15 protein-coding genes and 1 riboswitch are annotated in these 15640 nt (G+C 72.5%); of the genes, 13 read left to right on the top strand and 2 right to left on the bottom strand.

Annotated elements, in window-relative coordinates; genetic code table 11:
* Nucleotide 1 precedes the first annotated feature (1 nt).
* Complete coding sequence (gene cobU / locus AC0L6G_RS11085) at nucleotides 2–526, bottom strand: bifunctional adenosylcobinamide kinase/adenosylcobinamide-phosphate guanylyltransferase (protein ID WP_293825575.1); 525 nt, start codon at nucleotides 524–526, stop codon at nucleotides 2–4.
* 37 nt (nucleotides 527–563) lie between these two features.
* Nucleotides 564–770, top strand: a riboswitch (cobalamin riboswitch).
* A gap of 150 nt (nucleotides 771–920) precedes the next feature.
* Between cobU and AC0L6G_RS11080 the strand changes: the two genes are divergently transcribed.
* The 13 genes from AC0L6G_RS11080 to AC0L6G_RS11020 all read left to right on the top strand — a co-directional run bounded on the left by AC0L6G_RS11080 (nucleotide 921) and on the right by AC0L6G_RS11020 (nucleotide 13978).
* On the top strand, nucleotides 921–2894 hold the full coding sequence (locus AC0L6G_RS11080; RefSeq protein WP_293825576.1) for a TonB-dependent receptor plug domain-containing protein: 1974 nt from the start codon (nucleotides 921–923) through the stop codon (nucleotides 2892–2894).
* Between the two features lie 7 nt (nucleotides 2895–2901).
* Complete coding sequence (gene cobD / locus AC0L6G_RS11075) at nucleotides 2902–3879, top strand: threonine-phosphate decarboxylase CobD (protein WP_293825577.1); 978 nt, start codon at nucleotides 2902–2904, stop codon at nucleotides 3877–3879.
* Entirely contained in the window at nucleotides 3876–4487 is a 612-nt protein-coding gene (cobO, locus tag AC0L6G_RS11070; protein ID WP_293825578.1) for a cob(I)yrinic acid a,c-diamide adenosyltransferase, read from the top strand. Before cobD ends, cobO begins: the two co-directional genes overlap by 4 nt.
* The gene (locus tag AC0L6G_RS11065) at nucleotides 4487–5368 is read left to right on the top strand and encodes an ABC transporter substrate-binding protein (protein WP_293825580.1); all 882 of its coding nucleotides are present in this window, start codon (nucleotides 4487–4489) and stop codon (nucleotides 5366–5368) included. The genes cobO and AC0L6G_RS11065 overlap by 1 nt, the downstream gene beginning before the upstream one ends.
* The gene (locus AC0L6G_RS11060; protein WP_293825581.1) at nucleotides 5365–6351 is read left to right on the top strand and encodes a FecCD family ABC transporter permease; all 987 of its coding nucleotides are present in this window, start codon (nucleotides 5365–5367) and stop codon (nucleotides 6349–6351) included. Before AC0L6G_RS11065 ends, AC0L6G_RS11060 begins: the two co-directional genes overlap by 4 nt.
* Complete coding sequence (locus AC0L6G_RS11055; RefSeq protein WP_473252212.1) at nucleotides 6348–7118, top strand: ABC transporter ATP-binding protein; 771 nt, start codon at nucleotides 6348–6350, stop codon at nucleotides 7116–7118. Before AC0L6G_RS11060 ends, AC0L6G_RS11055 begins: the two co-directional genes overlap by 4 nt.
* Nucleotides 7111–8043, top strand: coding sequence for an adenosylcobinamide-phosphate synthase CbiB (gene cbiB / locus AC0L6G_RS11050; RefSeq protein ID WP_473252211.1), 933 nt, complete (start codon nucleotides 7111–7113; stop codon nucleotides 8041–8043). The genes AC0L6G_RS11055 and cbiB overlap by 8 nt, the downstream gene beginning before the upstream one ends.
* Complete coding sequence (locus AC0L6G_RS11045) at nucleotides 8031–9515, top strand: cobyric acid synthase (protein ID WP_473252210.1); 1485 nt, start codon at nucleotides 8031–8033, stop codon at nucleotides 9513–9515. Before cbiB ends, AC0L6G_RS11045 begins: the two co-directional genes overlap by 13 nt.
* On the top strand, nucleotides 9512–10519 hold the full coding sequence (gene cobT / locus AC0L6G_RS11040) for a nicotinate-nucleotide--dimethylbenzimidazole phosphoribosyltransferase (RefSeq protein ID WP_473252209.1): 1008 nt from the start codon (nucleotides 9512–9514) through the stop codon (nucleotides 10517–10519). Before AC0L6G_RS11045 ends, cobT begins: the two co-directional genes overlap by 4 nt.
* A 1-nt stretch (nucleotide 10520) precedes the next feature.
* Nucleotides 10521–11291 (top strand): adenosylcobinamide-GDP ribazoletransferase, encoded by a 771-nt coding sequence (gene cobS / locus AC0L6G_RS11035; protein ID WP_473252208.1) that lies wholly within the window; start codon nucleotides 10521–10523, stop codon nucleotides 11289–11291.
* Nucleotides 11288–11803 carry a tyrosine phosphatase family protein gene (locus AC0L6G_RS11030; RefSeq protein ID WP_473252207.1) on the top strand — a complete coding sequence of 172 codons (516 nt, stop codon included), beginning with the start codon at nucleotides 11288–11290 and terminating at the stop codon, nucleotides 11801–11803. Before cobS ends, AC0L6G_RS11030 begins: the two co-directional genes overlap by 4 nt.
* Nucleotides 11804–11873: 70 nt before the next feature.
* On the top strand, nucleotides 11874–12302 hold the full coding sequence (locus AC0L6G_RS11025; RefSeq protein ID WP_473252206.1) for a TadE/TadG family type IV pilus assembly protein: 429 nt from the start codon (nucleotides 11874–11876) through the stop codon (nucleotides 12300–12302).
* Nucleotides 12299–13978, top strand: coding sequence for a TadG family pilus assembly protein (locus AC0L6G_RS11020; RefSeq protein WP_473252205.1), 1680 nt, complete (start codon nucleotides 12299–12301; stop codon nucleotides 13976–13978). The genes AC0L6G_RS11025 and AC0L6G_RS11020 overlap by 4 nt, the downstream gene beginning before the upstream one ends.
* Before the next feature lie 7 nt (nucleotides 13979–13985).
* Here the strand turns inward: AC0L6G_RS11020 and AC0L6G_RS11015 are convergent, their stop codons facing one another.
* Entirely contained in the window at nucleotides 13986–15341 is a 1356-nt protein-coding gene (locus tag AC0L6G_RS11015; RefSeq protein ID WP_291536904.1) for a M23 family metallopeptidase, read from the bottom strand.
* Nucleotides 15342–15640: the final 299 nt, after the last annotated feature.

Here is a 15640-nt window from a genome sequence, read left to right as displayed (position 1 = left end):
GTCAGCGCGGGGCGGGTTTCAGCGCGAGCGGCAGGCCAGCGACGATGAGGACGGCTTCGTCGGCCTGGGCGGCGAGGCGTTGGTGGAGGCGGCCGGCGTGGTCGCGGAAGGCGCGGGCCAGGGCGTTGTCGGGCACGACGCCCCAGCCGACCTCGTTGGACACCAGGAAAAGCGGGGCGGGGCAGGCGGCGACGGCGGCGCACAGCTGGTCGGTCTCCTGGTCGATGTCCTTTCCGCCGGCCATCAGATTGCTGAGCCACAGGGTCAGACAGTCGACCACCGCCACCTGGTCGGGCGCCAGGGCGTCGATCGCCGCGATCAGGTCGTGCGGCGCCTCGCGCGTGGACCAGGCGGAGCTGCGCTCGGCCTGGTGACGGCTGATCCGCGCGCGCATCTCGTCGTCGAAGGCCTCGGCCGTGGCGATCATGATCCGCCGTCCGCCCGTTTCGGCCGCCAGGGCCTCGGCCCGCGTCAGGGCGTAGGTCGTCTTGCCGGATCGCGCCCCGCCCAGAACCAGCGTCGCCATTCCAATCACTCCGTTGCCTGAAGCGTCGCGATGGCTTATGGCCCGCAGCGCGACAGGTTCCCCAGCGATGGGGATGAAAAGGGAACTCAGGTGTGAAACCTGGGCTGCCCACGCAACTGTAAGCGGCGAGCCCGCGCACCAATAGCCACTGGGTCCGAAAGGCGAAAGCCGGAGGATCTGGGAAGGCGGTGCGCACCGGCGTAGACCCGCGAGCCAGGAGACCTGCCCGTCGCGGTCGTCCTTCGCGCGGACGTGGTGTGCCGGGCGGAACGGGGAATATCCCGAATGACGACGTCTGTTGGGCCGCGTTCGCGCGCGGTCGCGACGGGGCGCGTCCATGTCCCGTCGCGGCGTCGTGCGGCCGGCTCGTTGTCGAGCAAGGGATAGGACCCGCATGAGACCCGAACTATATCTGAGCGCCGCCGCGGCCGCGCTGCTGCTGAGCGCCAACGGCGCGCTTGCCGAAACGCCCGAGCCGGCCTCGAAGGACCAGACCGACCCGGCCCTGTTGGGCGACGTGGTCGTCACCGCCAACCGTTCTGCGCAAGCCGCCGATCGCGTCGGCCAGTCGGTCACGGTGCTGACCACCGCCGACATCCAGGACAGCCAGGCGGTCGCGGTCGCCGACCTGCTGGTCCGCACGCCGGGCGTCACCCTGTCGCGCAACGGCGGCGTGGGCGCTGCGACCTCGCTGCGCATTCGCGGCGCCGAGACCGACCAGACGGTGGTCGTCATCGACGGCGTCAAGCTGAACGACCCGTCCTCGACCGGCGGCGGCTACAACGCCGGCAACCTTCTGGTCGGCGACATCGCCCGGATCGAGGTGCTGCGCGGGGCCCAGTCAACCCTGTGGGGCAGCCAGGCCATCGGCGGCGTGGTCGACATCCAGACGGCCCGGCCCAGGCGTCCGCTGGAAGCCTCGCTGGACGCCGAGGCCGGAGAGCGCGGCACGCGATATCTGCGCGGCGGCGTCGGCGGGGCGGGCGAACGCGCGGTCTGGCGCCTGGCGGCGTCGCATTTCACCACCGACGGCTTCTCGACCTTCGCGCGCGGGACCGAGGACGACGGCTATGAGAACACCGGCCTCAGCGGCAGCCTGAACCTGAAGCTGGCCCAGGACGTGTCGCTGGACCTGCGTTCGGTCTATTCGGACGGCCGGGTGGATATCGACGGCTTTCCGGCGCCTAGCTATGCGTTCGGCGACACGCGCGAATACGCCGAGACCAAGGATCTGGTCGCCTATGCGGGCCTGAACTTCGGCCTGCTGGACAACCGCCTGTCGAACCGGATCGGCTACGCCTACACCCGGACCGACCGCCAGAACTCCAACCCGGACCAGGCGGTCACGACCCTGACCTTCGACGCCCAGGGGAAGAACGAGCGCTATGAATACCAGGGCGTGTTCGACATCCGCCAGGGCTGGGTCGCCACCTTCGGCGCCGAGCACGAGGACAGCGAATTCCGTTCGGCCTCGCCCTCGGCCTTCGCACCCGATCCCACGCCGGCGCGGGCCTCGGTCGGCATCGACGGCGCCTATCTGCAGGTCCAGGGCGAGGTGATCGACGGCCTGACCCTGACCGGCGGCGTGCGTCGCGACGAGCACGATACGTTCGGCGGCAAGACCCTGGGCCAGGCCGCCGTCGCCTGGTCGCTGAACCAGGGCGCGACCGTCCTGCGCGCCAGCTTCGGCCAGGGCTTCAAGGCCCCCAGCCTGTATCAGCTCTACAGCGAATACGGGAACACCGGCCTGGCGGCGGAAGAGGCTGACGCCTGGGACGCCGGCGTCGAACAGCATCTGTTCGATGGCCGTCTGATCGTTTCGGCGACCTATTTCGACCGGGATACGACCAACCAGATCGACTATGTGTCCTGCGCCGCCTCGGCGACGCCGGCGGCTCAGCCGCTGTGCTTCGTCGACAGCGTGCGTCGGTTCGGCTATTACGACAACACCGCCAAGACCCAGGCCAAGGGCGTCGAACTGGCGGCGGCGGCGTCGCTGGGGCCGGTCGAGGTTCAGGCCAACTACACCTATACGGACGCGACCAACGAGACGCCGGGCGCCAACTTCGGCCGGCGGCTGGCGCGCCGCCCGGAGGAGGCCGCCAATCTGTCGGCGACCTATGTCTGGCCGTTCCGCCTGTCGACCACGGTGGCGGTGCAGTATGCGGGCGAAAGCTTCGACAATGCGTCGAACAGCACCCGGCTGGAGCCTTACACCCTGGTCGATCTGCGCGCCTCCTATCCGATCAACGCGACGCTGGAGGTCTATGGCCGCGTCGAGAACGTCGGCGACGAACACTATGAGACGACGCGCAACTACGGGGTCGCCGGTCGCGGCGCCTTCGTGGGCGTGCGGGCGCGCTTCTAGGGCTGAAATGACCGGCGCCGTTCCGCATGGCGGGCGACTGGGGCAGGCGCAGGCGGATCATCCGCTTGCGCCCCGGCCCTGGCTCGACCTGTCGACGGGGATCAATCCCCACGGATGGCGCCGAGGGCGCGCGCCCTTTTCGGCCTTGGGGCGCCTGCCCGACCCGGCCGACGTCGCCGCGCTGGAGGCCGTGGCCGCCCGGGCCTTCGGCGTCCCGCCCGCGCGGGTGGCGGCGACGGCGGGGGCGGAGGCGGCGCTGCGCCTCCTGCCTTCGGTGATCGGGGCGCGGCGGGCGGCGGTCGCCTCGCCTGCCTATGGCAGCCATGCCGACGCCTGGACCCTGGCCGGCGCGACGGTCCAGGCGGTGGCGCGCGCCGACCTGTTCCGCAGCGACGCCGAGGTTCTGGTGGTGGTCAATCCCAACAATCCGGACGGGGCGGCGACGCCGGGCGCCGAACTGGTCGCGGCGGCCGAGGGGCGCTGGCTGATCGTCGACGAGTCCTTCGTGGAGACGCGGCCGGAGATCAGCGCGGCCGCCCTGGCCGGCGATCGCACGGTCGTCCTGCGCTCGTTCGGAAAATTTTACGGCCTGGCGGGCGTGCGGCTGGGCTTCGTCGTCTGCGCGCCCGCGCTGGCGGTCGATATCCGGCGCCGCATCGGCGACTGGCCGGTCGGGGCCGACGCCATCGCCCTGGGGCGCGCCGCCTATGCGGACGGGGGATGGGCGGCGCGAATGCGGATGCGGCTGGCGCGCGAGGCGGCGCGGCTGGATCGGCTTCTTGCCGCGCACGGGTTCGAGATCGCGGGCGGCGCGGACCTGTTCCGGCTGACCCGGTGCGCGGACGCGATGGCGCGCGCGCGGCGGCTGGCGGGGCAGGGGGTTCTGGTGCGAACCTTCGATCACGACCCGACCCTGATCCGCTTCGGCCTGCCGGGGGCCAAGGACTGGCGGCGACTTGAAACCGCCCTGGAGATGTCGCGATGACCGACGAGACCAAGACCGACGCCGAACACGCCGAGGCGATGAAGGCGCTTCAGGCCGAACGGCGCGAGCTGATGCGCTCCAAGACCGAGGAGCGGGGCCTGCTGATCGTCAACACCGGCGACGGCAAGGGCAAGTCCACGGCCGGCTTCGGCATGGTCGCGCGCGCCCTGGGCTGGGGCCAGCGGGTCGGGGTGGTGCAATATATCAAGGGCAAGTGGATCACCGGAGAGCGGCAGTTCTTCCGCAACTTCCCCGACCAAGTCCGTTACGAGGTCATGGGCGAGGGCTTCACCTGGGACACCCAGGACCGGGCGCGCGACATCGCGGCGGCCGAGGCGGCCTGGGCGATTTCGCTGGAGATGATCGCCGATCCGACGCTGGACCTGGTGCTGCTGGACGAGCTGAACATCGCCCTGCGTTACGACTATCTGGACGTCCATGCGGTGGTGGCGGGGCTGACGGCGCGGCCGCAGGGCAAGCACGTCTGCGTCACCGGCCGCAACGCCAGGCCGGAGCTGCTGGCCGCCGCCGATCTGGTCACGGAGATGACCCTGGTCAAACATCCCTTCGACCAGGGGGTGAAGGCCCAGCGGGGGATCGACTTCTGATGACCATCGACCGGCGAGGGCTGTTGGTTGCAGGGCTGGCGATGACCGCCGGATGCACGCCTGCGCCGGTCGCGCGGCCGCCGTCCACAGCGAATACGGAGGGGCGGCCACGTCGCGTGGTGTCGCTGAACCCTTGTCTGGATGTCATCCTGGTGCAGGTCGCCGACCGCGACCAGATCGCCGCCCTCAGCCACTATGCGCGCGAGGACTACGGCTCGACCATCGCGCCCCTGGCCCGGACCCTGCCCTTCACTTACGAGACGGCCGAGGAGGTGATCGCCCTTCGCCCCGATCTGGTGCTGACCGGGCGGCATTCGTCGCTGGCCACCCGCAACGCCCTGGATCGGCTGAAGATTCCCGCCGCCCTGTTCGGCGTGCCCGACACCGTCGCCGAAAGCCTGGCCCAGGTGCGCGAGATGGCCGCCGCCGTCGGGCATCCCGAGCGCGGAGAGACCCTGGTCGGCCGCATCGAGGCGGCCCTGGCCGCCGCCGCCCCGCCGCCCGGAACCCCGCCCCTGTCGGCCCTGGTCTTCATGCCCGGCGGCTTCGCCTCCGGCCCCGGCACCCTGATGGACGAGATGATGCGCCGCGCGGGCCTGATCAACGCCGCCGGCCGCTATGGCCTGCGCCGCACCATGAACGTGCCGCTGGAACAGGTCATCGCCGATCCGCCCGATGTCCTCCTGTCCGGCGAACCCTATCCCGGCGCGCCCAGCTGGGCCGAACGGGTGATGGAGCATCCGGCCTTGTCGCATCTGGCGGGCGGAATGAACCGGGCGACCTTCCCCGAGCGGCTGCTGTTCTGCGGCGGCCCGGTCCTGATCCAGACGGCGGCGGCCCTGGCCCGGGCGCGCGACGACGCATTGGCGAGCCGAAGATGAAACCTGTCAGCCGACCCCTTCTCTATGCGGGTCTTGTCGTCCTGCTGCTGATCCTGTCGGGGGTCAGCCTGATCGCCGGCAAGGTCTGGGTCCCCTGGACCGCCTGGATATCCCCGGACATCGACCCGCGCTGGGCCATCGTCTTCGAATTGCGCCTGCCGCGCACCATTCTGGGCGTCGCGGTCGGCGCGGCCCTGGGCCTGTCGGGCGCGGTGCTGCAGGGCTATACGCGCAACCCCCTGGCCGATCCCGGCGTGCTGGGCGTGTCGGCGATGGCGGCCCTGGGGGCGGTGCTGACCCTCTATTACGGGGTGACGGCCGTGGCGCCGTGGGCCCTGCCGGTCGCGGCGATCAGCGGCGCCCTGATCGGGGTGGGGGTGTTGATGGCCCTGTCCGGTTCGGCCTCCAGCCTGGTCACTTTCATCCTGGCCGGGGCGATCCTGAACATCCTGTCCAGCGCGGGCGTGTCCTTGGCCCTGTCGCTGGCGCCCAATCCCTGGGCGGTGAACGAGATCGTGGACTGGCTGATGGGATCGCTGGCCGACCGCAGCTTCGAGGAGGTCAGGACGGCCCTGCCCTTCATCGTCGTCGGCTGCGGCCTGTTGCTGACCCTGGGCCGGGCGCTGGACGCCCTGACCCTGGGCGAGACGGGCGCGCGGTCGCTGGGCGTCTCCATGCCGCTGACCCGCTGGACCCTGGCCCTGGGCGTCGGGCTGGCGGCGGGGGCCAGCGTGGCGGTGACGGGCGTCATCGGCTTCGTCGGCCTGGTCACGCCGCACCTGCTGCGGCCGCTGGTCGGGGCGCGGCCGGGCGCGCTTCTTGTGCCCAGCACCCTGGGCGGGGCGGTCATCGTCCTGGCCGGCGACGTCCTGGTGCGCCTGACCCCGGCGGCGGGCGAGGTCAAGCTGGGCGTCGCCATGGCGGCCGTGGGCGCGCCCTTCTTCCTGGTCCTGTTGCTGCGTCTGAGGAGGACCGTCGCATGAGCGTCCTGGCCTGCCGGAACCTGTCGGTCGTCATCGGTCAGACCCGCATCCTGTCCGACGTCGCCCTGGACATCGCCGTGGGCCGGGTCACGGCCGTCGTCGGTCCCAATGGCGCGGGCAAGTCCACCCTGTTGTCCTGCCTGGCCGGGCTGCGCGCGCCGTCGACCGGCGCGGTCGCCCTGGACGGCGAGGCCCTGGCGGCGATGAGGCCGCGCGCCCGCGCCCGCCGCATCGCCTTCCTGCCCCAGACGCCCGAGATCGCCTGGTCGGTCGAGGCGCGCACCCTGGTCGAACTGGGCCGCACCCCCTTCGTCGGCGCGCGCGGCCAGACGGCGGCCGACCGCGCCGCCGTCGATCGGGCCATGACCGCCGCCAACGTCTCGGCCTTCGAACGCCGGATCGTCGACACCCTGTCGGGGGGCGAGCGCGCCCGCGTCCTGATCGCCCGCGCCCTGGCCGGCGAGCCCGAATGGCTGTTGGCGGACGAACCGCTGACCGGCCTGGACCCGGCGCACCAGATCGACGCCGCCGCCCTGTTCCGCCGCCTGGCCGACGACGGGGCGGGCGTGGTCCTGACATTGCACGATCTCAGCCTGGCCCTGCGGCTGGCCGACCGGATCGTCGTCCTGGCCGAGGGCGGGGTGCTGGCCGACGATCCGCCCGAGACGGCCCTGACGCCCCAGGTGTTGCGCCGGGCCTATGGGGTGGAGGCGACCGTGGCCCAAGGCGCCGGCGGGCCGCTGATAGACGTCGTCCGCCGTGCTTAGGCGCCGCGCCCGGCTGGCCCTGGCGGCCCTGGCCGGCGAGGCGGCCGTGGGCTATCCGCAAGCCCTGCACCGCGTCCTGCCGCATCCGGTGGTCGGCCTGGGCGCCCTGATCGACGCGGGCGAGCGGCGGTTGAACCGGCCGGACCGTTCGCCGTCTGAACGCCGGATCGCGGGCGTGGCGACGGTTGCGGCCGCGGCCGGGGTCGCCGCCCTGGCCGGCCTTTTCGCCGCGCGCCTGCCCGGCCCGGCGCCGGTGCTGGCCGCCACCCTGGGCCTGGCCCAGCGCAGCCTCCACGACCATGTCGCCGCCGTCGCCTTGGCGCTGGAGGCGGACGATCTGGACGCCGCCCGCCTGGCCGTGGGCCGGATCGTCGGACGCGACACCGACGCCCTGGACGCCTCGGGCGTGGCCGCCGCCGCCATCGAGAGCCTGGCCGAAAGCTTCAACGACGGGGTGGTCGCCCCCGCCTTCTGGCTGGTCGTCGCGGGCCTGCCGGGCCTTTACGCTTACAAGGCCGTCAACACCGCCGACAGCCTGATCGGCCACAAGGAGCCGCGCTGGCGCGATTTCGGCTGGGCCGCCGCCCGGACCGACGATGTGATGAACCTGGCGCCCGCGCGTCTGGCCGGGGCGCTGATCGCGGCGGCGGGCGGACGGAGCGCGGGCTGGCGCGTCATGGCCCGCGACGCCCGTCGCCACGCCTCGCCCAACGCCGGCTGGCCCGAGGCGGCGATGGCGGGCGCGCTGGGGGTTCGTCTCGGCGGCCCGGTCGCCTATGACGGGGTCATGACCGAACGTCCGACCTTCGGCGAGGGCCCGGCGCCGACGCCCGGCGATCTGAGGCGCGCGCTGGACATCCATGTCCGCGCCTGCGGCCTGCTGTGGGCGGCGGTCGCCGTCGGGGGGCGCGCATGGCGGCCCTGATGATCCAGGGCTGCGGCTCGGACGTGGGCAAGTCGGTGCTGGCGGCGGGCCTGTGCCGCCTGTTCGCTGATCGCGGCTATGTCGTGCGTCCGTTCAAGCCCCAGAACATGAGCAACAACGCCGCCGTGACCGAACCCGACGCGACAGGGCGGCGGGGCGAGATCGGTCGCGCCCAGGCGCTTCAGGCCGTCGCCTGCCGTACCCCCCCGACGGTCCACATGAACCCGGTGCTGCTGAAGCCCCAGAGCGATGTCGGCGCCCAGCTGGTCGTTCGGGGCCAGGTCGAGGCCAGCTATCCGGCCATGGCCTATCAGGCGAGGAAGGCCGCCCTGCTGGAAGTGGTGCTGGACAGTTTCCGTCGGCTCGAGGCCGAGGCCGATCTGGTGATCGTCGAAGGGGCGGGCAGTCCCGCCGAGATCAATCTGCGCGACGGCGACATCGCCAACATGGGCTTCGCCCTGGCCGCCGGCGTGCCTGTGGTCCTGGTCGGGGACATCGACCGGGGCCATGTCATCGCCGCCCTGGTCGGCGCCCAGGCGGTGCTGGATGCGGCGGACGCCGCGGCGATCAAGGGCTTCGTCGTCAACAAGTTCCGCGGCGACCCCGCCCTGTTCGACGACGGACGGCGCTGGATCGAAACCCGCACCGGCTGGCCCGACCTGGGCCTGGTCCCCTGGCTGGCGGCCGCGCGCCGTCTGCCGGCCGAGGATGCGGTGGTGCTGGACCGGGCGGTCACGGGCGGCGCGCGTCGGCTGAAGATCGCCGTCCCCATCCTGCGCCACATCGCCAACTTCGACGATTTCGACCCGCTTCGGGCCGAACCGTCGGTCGATCTGACCTATGTTCCGCCCGGAAGCCCGCTGCCCGGCGACGCCGACCTGATCATCCTGCCGGGCTCCAAGGCGACCCTGTCTGACCTGGCCTTCGTGCGCGAGCAGGGCTGGGACATCGACATCGCGGCCCATGTGCGGCGCGGCGGCCGGGTGCTGGGCGTCTGCGGCGGGTTCCAGATGCTGGGCCGCAGCGTCGCCGATCCCGACGGGATCGAGGGTCCGCCCGGATCGACGCCGGGCCTGGGTCTTCTGGCCATCGACACCGTCCTGACCGGGGACAAGGTGCTGGCGCCGTGTCGCGGCTTCACCCGCGGCGGCGCGCCTTACGAAGGCTTCGAGATGCATATGGGACGCACGACCGGGCCGGGGCTGGCGCGGCCCTGGCTGCGGCGGTCGGACGGGACGGGCGAGGGGGCGATCTCGGCCGACGGCCGGGTGTTCGGCGCCTATGTCCATCGGCTGTTCGACAGCGGTCCGGCCCGCGCCGATCTTCTGGCCGGCCTGGGCGCGGCCTCTACGGCGCTGGATCACCGGCTGCAGGTCGACCAGGCCCTGGACGAGATCGCCGCCGTTCTGGAAACCCATCTGGACGTGGCGGCCCTGGCGCGGCTGGCGGGCCTTGGAGAGTTGCGATCATGAGCGAGCCTTTCCCGACCGAAGCGGCCGTGCGCGCCGGGCTGGACGCCCAGGCCCGCCCGCCGGGTTCGTTGGGCCGGATCGAGGATCTGGCCGTCGAGCTGGCCCTGATCCAGCGCACCGCCACGCCCCGCGCCGATCGGATCGCCCTGCTGATCTTCGCCGGCGATCATGGCCTGACCCAGGACGGCGTCTCCGCCTATCCGGCCGAAGTCACCCCGGCGATGGTCGCCACCTTCCTGGCCGGGCGCGCCGCCGCCAACGCCTTCGCCCGCGCCGTGGGCGTCGAGACGACCGTGATCGACGCCGGGGTCGCCGCCGACCTGTCCCATCCCGCCCTGGTCGACGCCAAGACGGGCCGGGGCACGAAAAACGCCGCCCGCGAGCCGGCCATGACCCCGGATCAGGCGCGCCTGGCCCTGGCGCGGGGCGCCGAACAGGCGACGGCCGCCCTGGATCGCGGCGCCGATGTCCTGGCGCTGGGCGAGATGGGCATCGGCTCCACCGCCTCGGCCGCCCTGCTGATGCACCGGCTGGCGCCCGCGCCTCTGGACGACTGCGTCGGGGTCGGCACGGGCCACGATGCGGCGGGGTTGGCGCACAAGCGGGCGGTGCTGGCGCGGGCCGCCGGACGCTCCGACGCGACTGCGCCGCTGGAGGTGCTGCGCCAGTTCGGCGGCTATGAGATCGCCATGATGGCCGGCGCCATACATGGCGCGGCGGATCGCAATGCGCCGGTGATCGTGGACGGTTTCATCTGCACCGCCGCCGCCCTGGTCGCCGTGCGCCTGAGGCCCGCGACGCGCCGCGTCTGCCTGTTCGCCCACCGCTCGGCCGAGGCGGGCCACGGCCGGATGCTCCAGGCGCTGGACGCCCGGCCGCTGCTGGACCTGAACCTGCGGCTGGGCGAGGGGACCGGCGCCCTTCTGGCCGCGCCCTTGGTCCGCGCCGCCGCCCTGTTGTCCGATGTCGCCAGCCTGGACGACGTCATGGCCGGCCGTCTCTGACGTGGCGCGCCAGATCGCCCTGTTCCTGACGGCCCTCCAGTTCCTGACGCGCATCCCCGTGCCGGCGATCCCGGGGTTCCAGCCCGACTGGATCGCCCGTTCGGCCCGGTATTTCCCCGTCGTCGGGGCCCTGGTCGGCGCAGTGTCGGCGGCGGTTCTGGCCGGGGCGTCCCTGCTCTGGCCAGGCCCGGTTCCCGCCGTCCTGGCCGTCGCCGCCGCCATCGCCCTGACCGGGGCCTTTCACGAGGACGGGCTGGCGGACAGCGCCGACGGCCTGGGCGGCGGCCAGACCCCGGCGCGACGGCTGGAGATCATGAAGGACAGCCGCATCGGCACCTTCGGCGCCCTGGCCCTGATCCTGTCGGTGGCGCTGAGGATCGGCGCGCTCCAGGCGATGGCGCACGCCCTCCCGCTCGCGGTTGCAGCCCTGATCGCCGCCAATGGGGGCGGGCGCGGCGCGGCGGTCCTGATCATGCGGCTGGCGCCCTACGCCGGCGACCGCGACCGGACCAAGGTCAAGCCGACAGCCGACGGCGTGACGGGCCGCGAGACCTTCGCCGCCCTGGCCTTCGCCGCCCTGGCGGTCGCGCCCCTGGCCATGGCCGCTCTGGGCGCCGCGATGGCCGCCGTGATCGCCGGCGCCGCCTGCGCCGCCTTCGTCGCCCTTCTGGCGCGCAGGCTGATCGGCGGCTGGGTCGGCGATGTGCTGGGCGCGGCCGAACAGGCGTTCGAGATCGGCTTTCTCTTGGCCTTGGCGGCGGTCCTGGCGTGAGGATCGTCGTCGCCCCCCTGCACGAGGTCGAGGCGGCGATCCGCCGGTGGAGGCCCTCGCACCTGGTCAGCCTGGGGTCGCCGGGGGCCGAGGCCTTTCCGACCCCGCCCGGGGCGTCGCATTTGGTCCTGACCTTTCACGACATCGCCGAACCGCGCGAAGGGCTTCAGGCCGTCACGCCCGGCCAGGTCGCGGACCTTCTGGACTTCGCCGGCGCCTGGCCGGGTCAGGCGCCCTTGCTGATCCACTGCTGGGCGGGGGTCAGCCGTTCCCCCGCCGCCGCCTACGCCGTCGGCTGCGCGGTCGAGGGGCCGGCCGCCGCTTCGGTCCTGGCCGCCCGCCTGCGCGCCGCCGCCCCTTTCGCCACCCCCAATGCGCGGCTGGTCGCCCTGGCCGACGACCGGCTGGGCGGCGGCGGCGCCCTGACCCGCGCCATTGGAGACATCGGCCGGGGGGCCGAGACCGCGACCGGCGCGACCTTCGTGCTCGAACTTTCCGCCGACCGCCGCTGAGGCGCCTTCGGCGGATACGATCTCTTAACCGCGCAGGCATACAACCAATACGAGTATTGACGAGGTTGCCATGGCGCGGCGCGGTCCCATCTCATGCGATAGGCTCAGGACGCGAGAGGGGGCGGCGGCGGTCGAGTTCGCCCTAGTCGGGCCGATCCTGATCCTGCTTCTGATCGGCATCGTCGTCTATGGCGGCTGGTTCCTGACGGCCCAGACGGTCCAGGCCGTGGCGTCGGAAGGCGCCCGCGCCGCCGTCGGGGGACTTGACGCCGCCGAGCGCGAGACCCTGGCGCGCGGCGAGGTCGCGACCGCCGTGCGCGGCGTGGCCCTGGACCCCCGGCGGACAAGCGTCCAGGTCGCCGAGGAGGCCGGCCGCCTGCGCATCGTCGTCGCCTATGACGCCAGCGACAGTCCCCTGATGCTGATGGGCGGAATGCTGCCCCGCCCGCCGGCGGTCATCCGCCGCGCGGCCGTGGTCCAGGTCGGCGATCCGTCGTGATCCGCGGCGCCGCCCGGCTTCGCCTGGTCCGCTTTCGTCGGAATCGGGACGGCGCGGTCGCGGTGATGGCCGCCGTGGCGGGCGGGCTTCTGTGCCTGTTCACCGCCGCCGTGGTCGACCTGGGCGTCCTGGCGCTGCATACGCGCCGGGTCCAGGGCGCAGCCGATCTGGCGGCCCTGTCGGCGGCGCGGGTCCTGGAGCGGGGCGAGGCGCCGGCCCGCAGCGCCGCCGATGGAACGGTCCAGGCCAATGTCTCGCCCGAGGCGGTGGTCGCCGTCTCCACCGTGCTGGGCGTCTACAGGCCCGACCCCGGGACCCCGCGCAACCAGCGCTTCCAGCCCGGCGGGTCCGCAAACGCCGCGCGGGTCGAGGTGGCCAGTCCCGCGCCCCTGTTCTTCGCCCCCCTCCTTCTGGGGCGGGATCGGGTCGTCGTCGTGCGCCGCGCCGTCGCCGCGCGCGTCGGCGGCGCGCCGCCCAAGGCCATGATCTCCATCGGCTCGCGTCTGGCGCGGCTGGACGGCGGCCTGGTCAATCAGCTGCTGGGCGCCCTGACCGGCTCCAAGGTGTCGCTCAGCCTGATGGACTATCGGCGGCTGATCGACCTGGACGTCAATCTGCTGGGCTTCACCGACGCCCTGGCCGTCGATCTGGGGGTCGAGGTCGGCGACTACGACCGGCTGCTGGCGACCCAGGTCGATGCGGGCCGGGCCTTGAAGGTTCTGGAGGCGCTGGCCGGCGGGAAGGACGGCGGGGCGCTGGGGCGGCTGGCCTCGGCCTCGGCGGGGGTCGAGGTGAAGCTGGGCGATCTGATCGGCGCGGATGTTCAGGCGCCCGACGGCCTGCGCCAGGGGCTGGACGCCTCGGTCTCGGCCCTGGACCTGGTCATGGCCCTGCTGGAGGTCGGCGCCGGGCCGCGCCAGATCGCCCTGGACCTTGGCGTGCCGGCGGGCCTGGCGGACCTGAAGACCACCCTGGCCATCGGCGAACGCCCGAACCGTTCGCCCTGGCTGACGGTCACGGCGGACGGCCGGCCCGTGATCCGCACGGCCCAGGCGCGCCTCTATGTCCGTGCACGGACGGCCCAGTCCCTGTCGGGCCTGGCGCGCGTCGAACTGCCCATCCTGATCGACCTCGCCGCGTCGGAGGCTCGGCTGAAATCCCTGTCCTGCGATCCGGCGCGGTCGGTCGAGGTCGATGTGCGGCCGGGCCTGGCGCGCGCCTCCATCGGCGTGGTGGACGAGGCGCGGCTGCACGACTTCAAGACCGCGCTGGTCCCGCGTCAGGCGACCCTTCTGTCGGTGCTGGGCCTGGTCTCGGTCGCCGCCAAGGCCGACATCGAGGTCGCCGACGCCGGTTTTCGGCCCCTGCGGTTCGATGCGGCCGACATCCAGGCGCAGCGGATCAAGACCATGACGTCGCGCGGCCTGGTCGGCGGCTTGGTCGCCAGCCTGCTCCAGCGGCTGGAGGTGACGGTGAACGTGATCGGCCTCGGCCTGGGTCTGGGCGACCTGACCAAGGCCCTGGGCTTGCTGCTGACGCCGCTGGGGCCCGTGCTGGACGGGGTGCTGAACCCCGTCCTCGACCTGCTCGGGCTGAAGCTGGGCGAGGCGGACGTCGCCGTCCATGGTCTGTCCTGCCCGGACCAGCAGCGCTCCACGCCGCGCCTGGTCGGCTGAGGCGGATTCAGCCGCGCGCGGGACGCAGGCCCTCGGCCGAGGCCTGCTGCAGGGCCGGCCGCTTCTGCCCGCCCGAGGCGATGATGCGGTCGATGCGGCTCTTTTCGGCGCGGAAGGCGGCCAGGTCGGCGCCGCTCAGCTCGGTGCCTTCCTGGGTGCGCACGCCCGCCGGATTGATCCGCTGGCCGTTGCGCCACAGCTCATAGTGCAGGTGCGGACCCGTCGAGGCGCCGGTCGAACCGACATAGGCGACGATCTGGCCCTGGCTGACGCGTTGGCCGGCGCGGATGCCCGAACCGTAGCGCGACAGGTGGCCGTAGCCGCTTTCCAGCCCGTTGTTGTGGCGGATGCGCAGCCAGTTGCCGTAACCGCCCCAGCGGCGCGCCTCGACCACCACCCCGTCGGCGGGGGCCACGACGGGCGTGCCGGCGCCGGCGGCGAAGTCGATGCCCTGGTGCATCTTCTTGAAGCCCGAGATCGGATGGGTGCGGAAACCGAAGTTGGAAGAGACGCGGCGGAAGCTTTGCAGCGGCGTGCGCATCATGGCCGAGCGCAGGTTCTTGCCGTTGGCGTCGAAGAACTGGGCCTCCTTGGCGCCCGCCGGCTTGAACCGATAGAAGGTCACGCCGCGCAGTTCGGCGTACATCAGGTCGCCGACATTGACCGTGCGGCCCGCCTCGGTCACGTCGCGGTCGAAGACCATGGTGAATTCGTCGGAGGCGCGGATGTCGCGCTGCATGTCGAACTTGGTGGCGAACAGGCGGCTGGCCGCGCGGACGATGGAGGCGGTGGCGCCCAGGTCGCGGGCGCTGGCCGACAGGCTGCGTTCCACGTCGCCCTTCAGCACCACGGTCTCCTGGGTGACTTTCTCCTCCAGCGAACGCAGGCGCAGGGCGCCGTCGAAACTGCGCGACACGGTCAGTTGCGACGCCGGGCCGGTGCGCATGGTCAGGCCGATCAGGCGGGCGTCGCCCCGGCCGTCGCGCGGCTTGGCGATGGCCGTCTCGAACTTCAGGCCTGCGCGCAGGTCGGCCAGGTCGAAGGCGTTGGCGACGGTGGCGGCGACGGCGCTGGCCTCTTCGGGGGCGACCCCGGTGCGGGCGACGGCCTGTTCGAAGGTTTCGCCGCGGCGGATCTGGACGGGAACGGCTTCCGGCGCGGTCAGGCCGGCGGGGGCGTTGGCGGCGGCGAAGGCCCGGGCCTCCATCGCGGCCATCTGGGCCGAGGTCAGGGCGGGAACTTCTTCGGCCTGCGCGGGTTGATAGGCTCTGCCGGCGATCATCGCCACCGAGATCGCAGCCACAGCGGTAAGTGCATGCGGCGCCAACCGCATGGGCTGGCGGCGTGGGTCGAACTGAGCCATCGGTCCCCGTCGTATTGCGACGCCAGGCGGCGCCAAAGCCTTACTCGTTCTCGAAGTCCGCGCCCATCGCCCGTGGCGCGAAAGGCGGTCGTATAGCCTGCTCGTCTCACTTTGGGAAGCAGACTGTTACAAAGGGTTAACGCGGCGCTTACCCTGTCGCGATTCTTCACGACCGGATAAAGCGTCGCCGCGCCCCTTTCCGGCCCAGCTTGAAGGTCATGCAAGGTTCGGCGTTCGGCCTGCGCTTTGATCTTGTGCTGGGGATCAGGATGGCGATGGTGGGCGCCACGCCGTTTTCG

Source organism: Brevundimonas sp. D3-1P (genome assembly GCF_055809335.1).
This window is presented reverse-complemented; position numbering and strand designations above follow the sequence as displayed.

Coding starts and splice junctions, on each gene's coding strand:
- cobO (WP_293825578.1), top strand. CDS start 3,876: ATGACCGACGAGACCAAGACCGACGCCGAACACGCCGAGGCGATGAAG.
- cobT (WP_473252209.1), top strand. CDS start 9,512: ATGAGCGAGCCTTTCCCGACCGAAGCGGCCGTGCGCGCCGGGCTGGAC.
- cobU (WP_293825575.1), bottom strand. CDS start 526: ATGGCGACGCTGGTTCTGGGCGGGGCGCGATCCGGCAAGACGACCTAC.
- cobD (WP_293825577.1), top strand. CDS start 2,902: ATGACCGGCGCCGTTCCGCATGGCGGGCGACTGGGGCAGGCGCAGGCG.
- AC0L6G_RS11065 (WP_293825580.1), top strand. CDS start 4,487: ATGACCATCGACCGGCGAGGGCTGTTGGTTGCAGGGCTGGCGATGACC.
- AC0L6G_RS11045 (WP_473252210.1), top strand. CDS start 8,031: ATGGCGGCCCTGATGATCCAGGGCTGCGGCTCGGACGTGGGCAAGTCG.
- AC0L6G_RS11025 (WP_473252206.1), top strand. CDS start 11,874: ATGGCGCGGCGCGGTCCCATCTCATGCGATAGGCTCAGGACGCGAGAG.
- AC0L6G_RS11060 (WP_293825581.1), top strand. CDS start 5,365: ATGAAACCTGTCAGCCGACCCCTTCTCTATGCGGGTCTTGTCGTCCTG.
- AC0L6G_RS11080 (WP_293825576.1), top strand. CDS start 921: ATGAGACCCGAACTATATCTGAGCGCCGCCGCGGCCGCGCTGCTGCTG.
- AC0L6G_RS11015 (WP_291536904.1), bottom strand. CDS start 15,341: ATGGCTCAGTTCGACCCACGCCGCCAGCCCATGCGGTTGGCGCCGCAT.
- AC0L6G_RS11055 (WP_473252212.1), top strand. CDS start 6,348: ATGAGCGTCCTGGCCTGCCGGAACCTGTCGGTCGTCATCGGTCAGACC.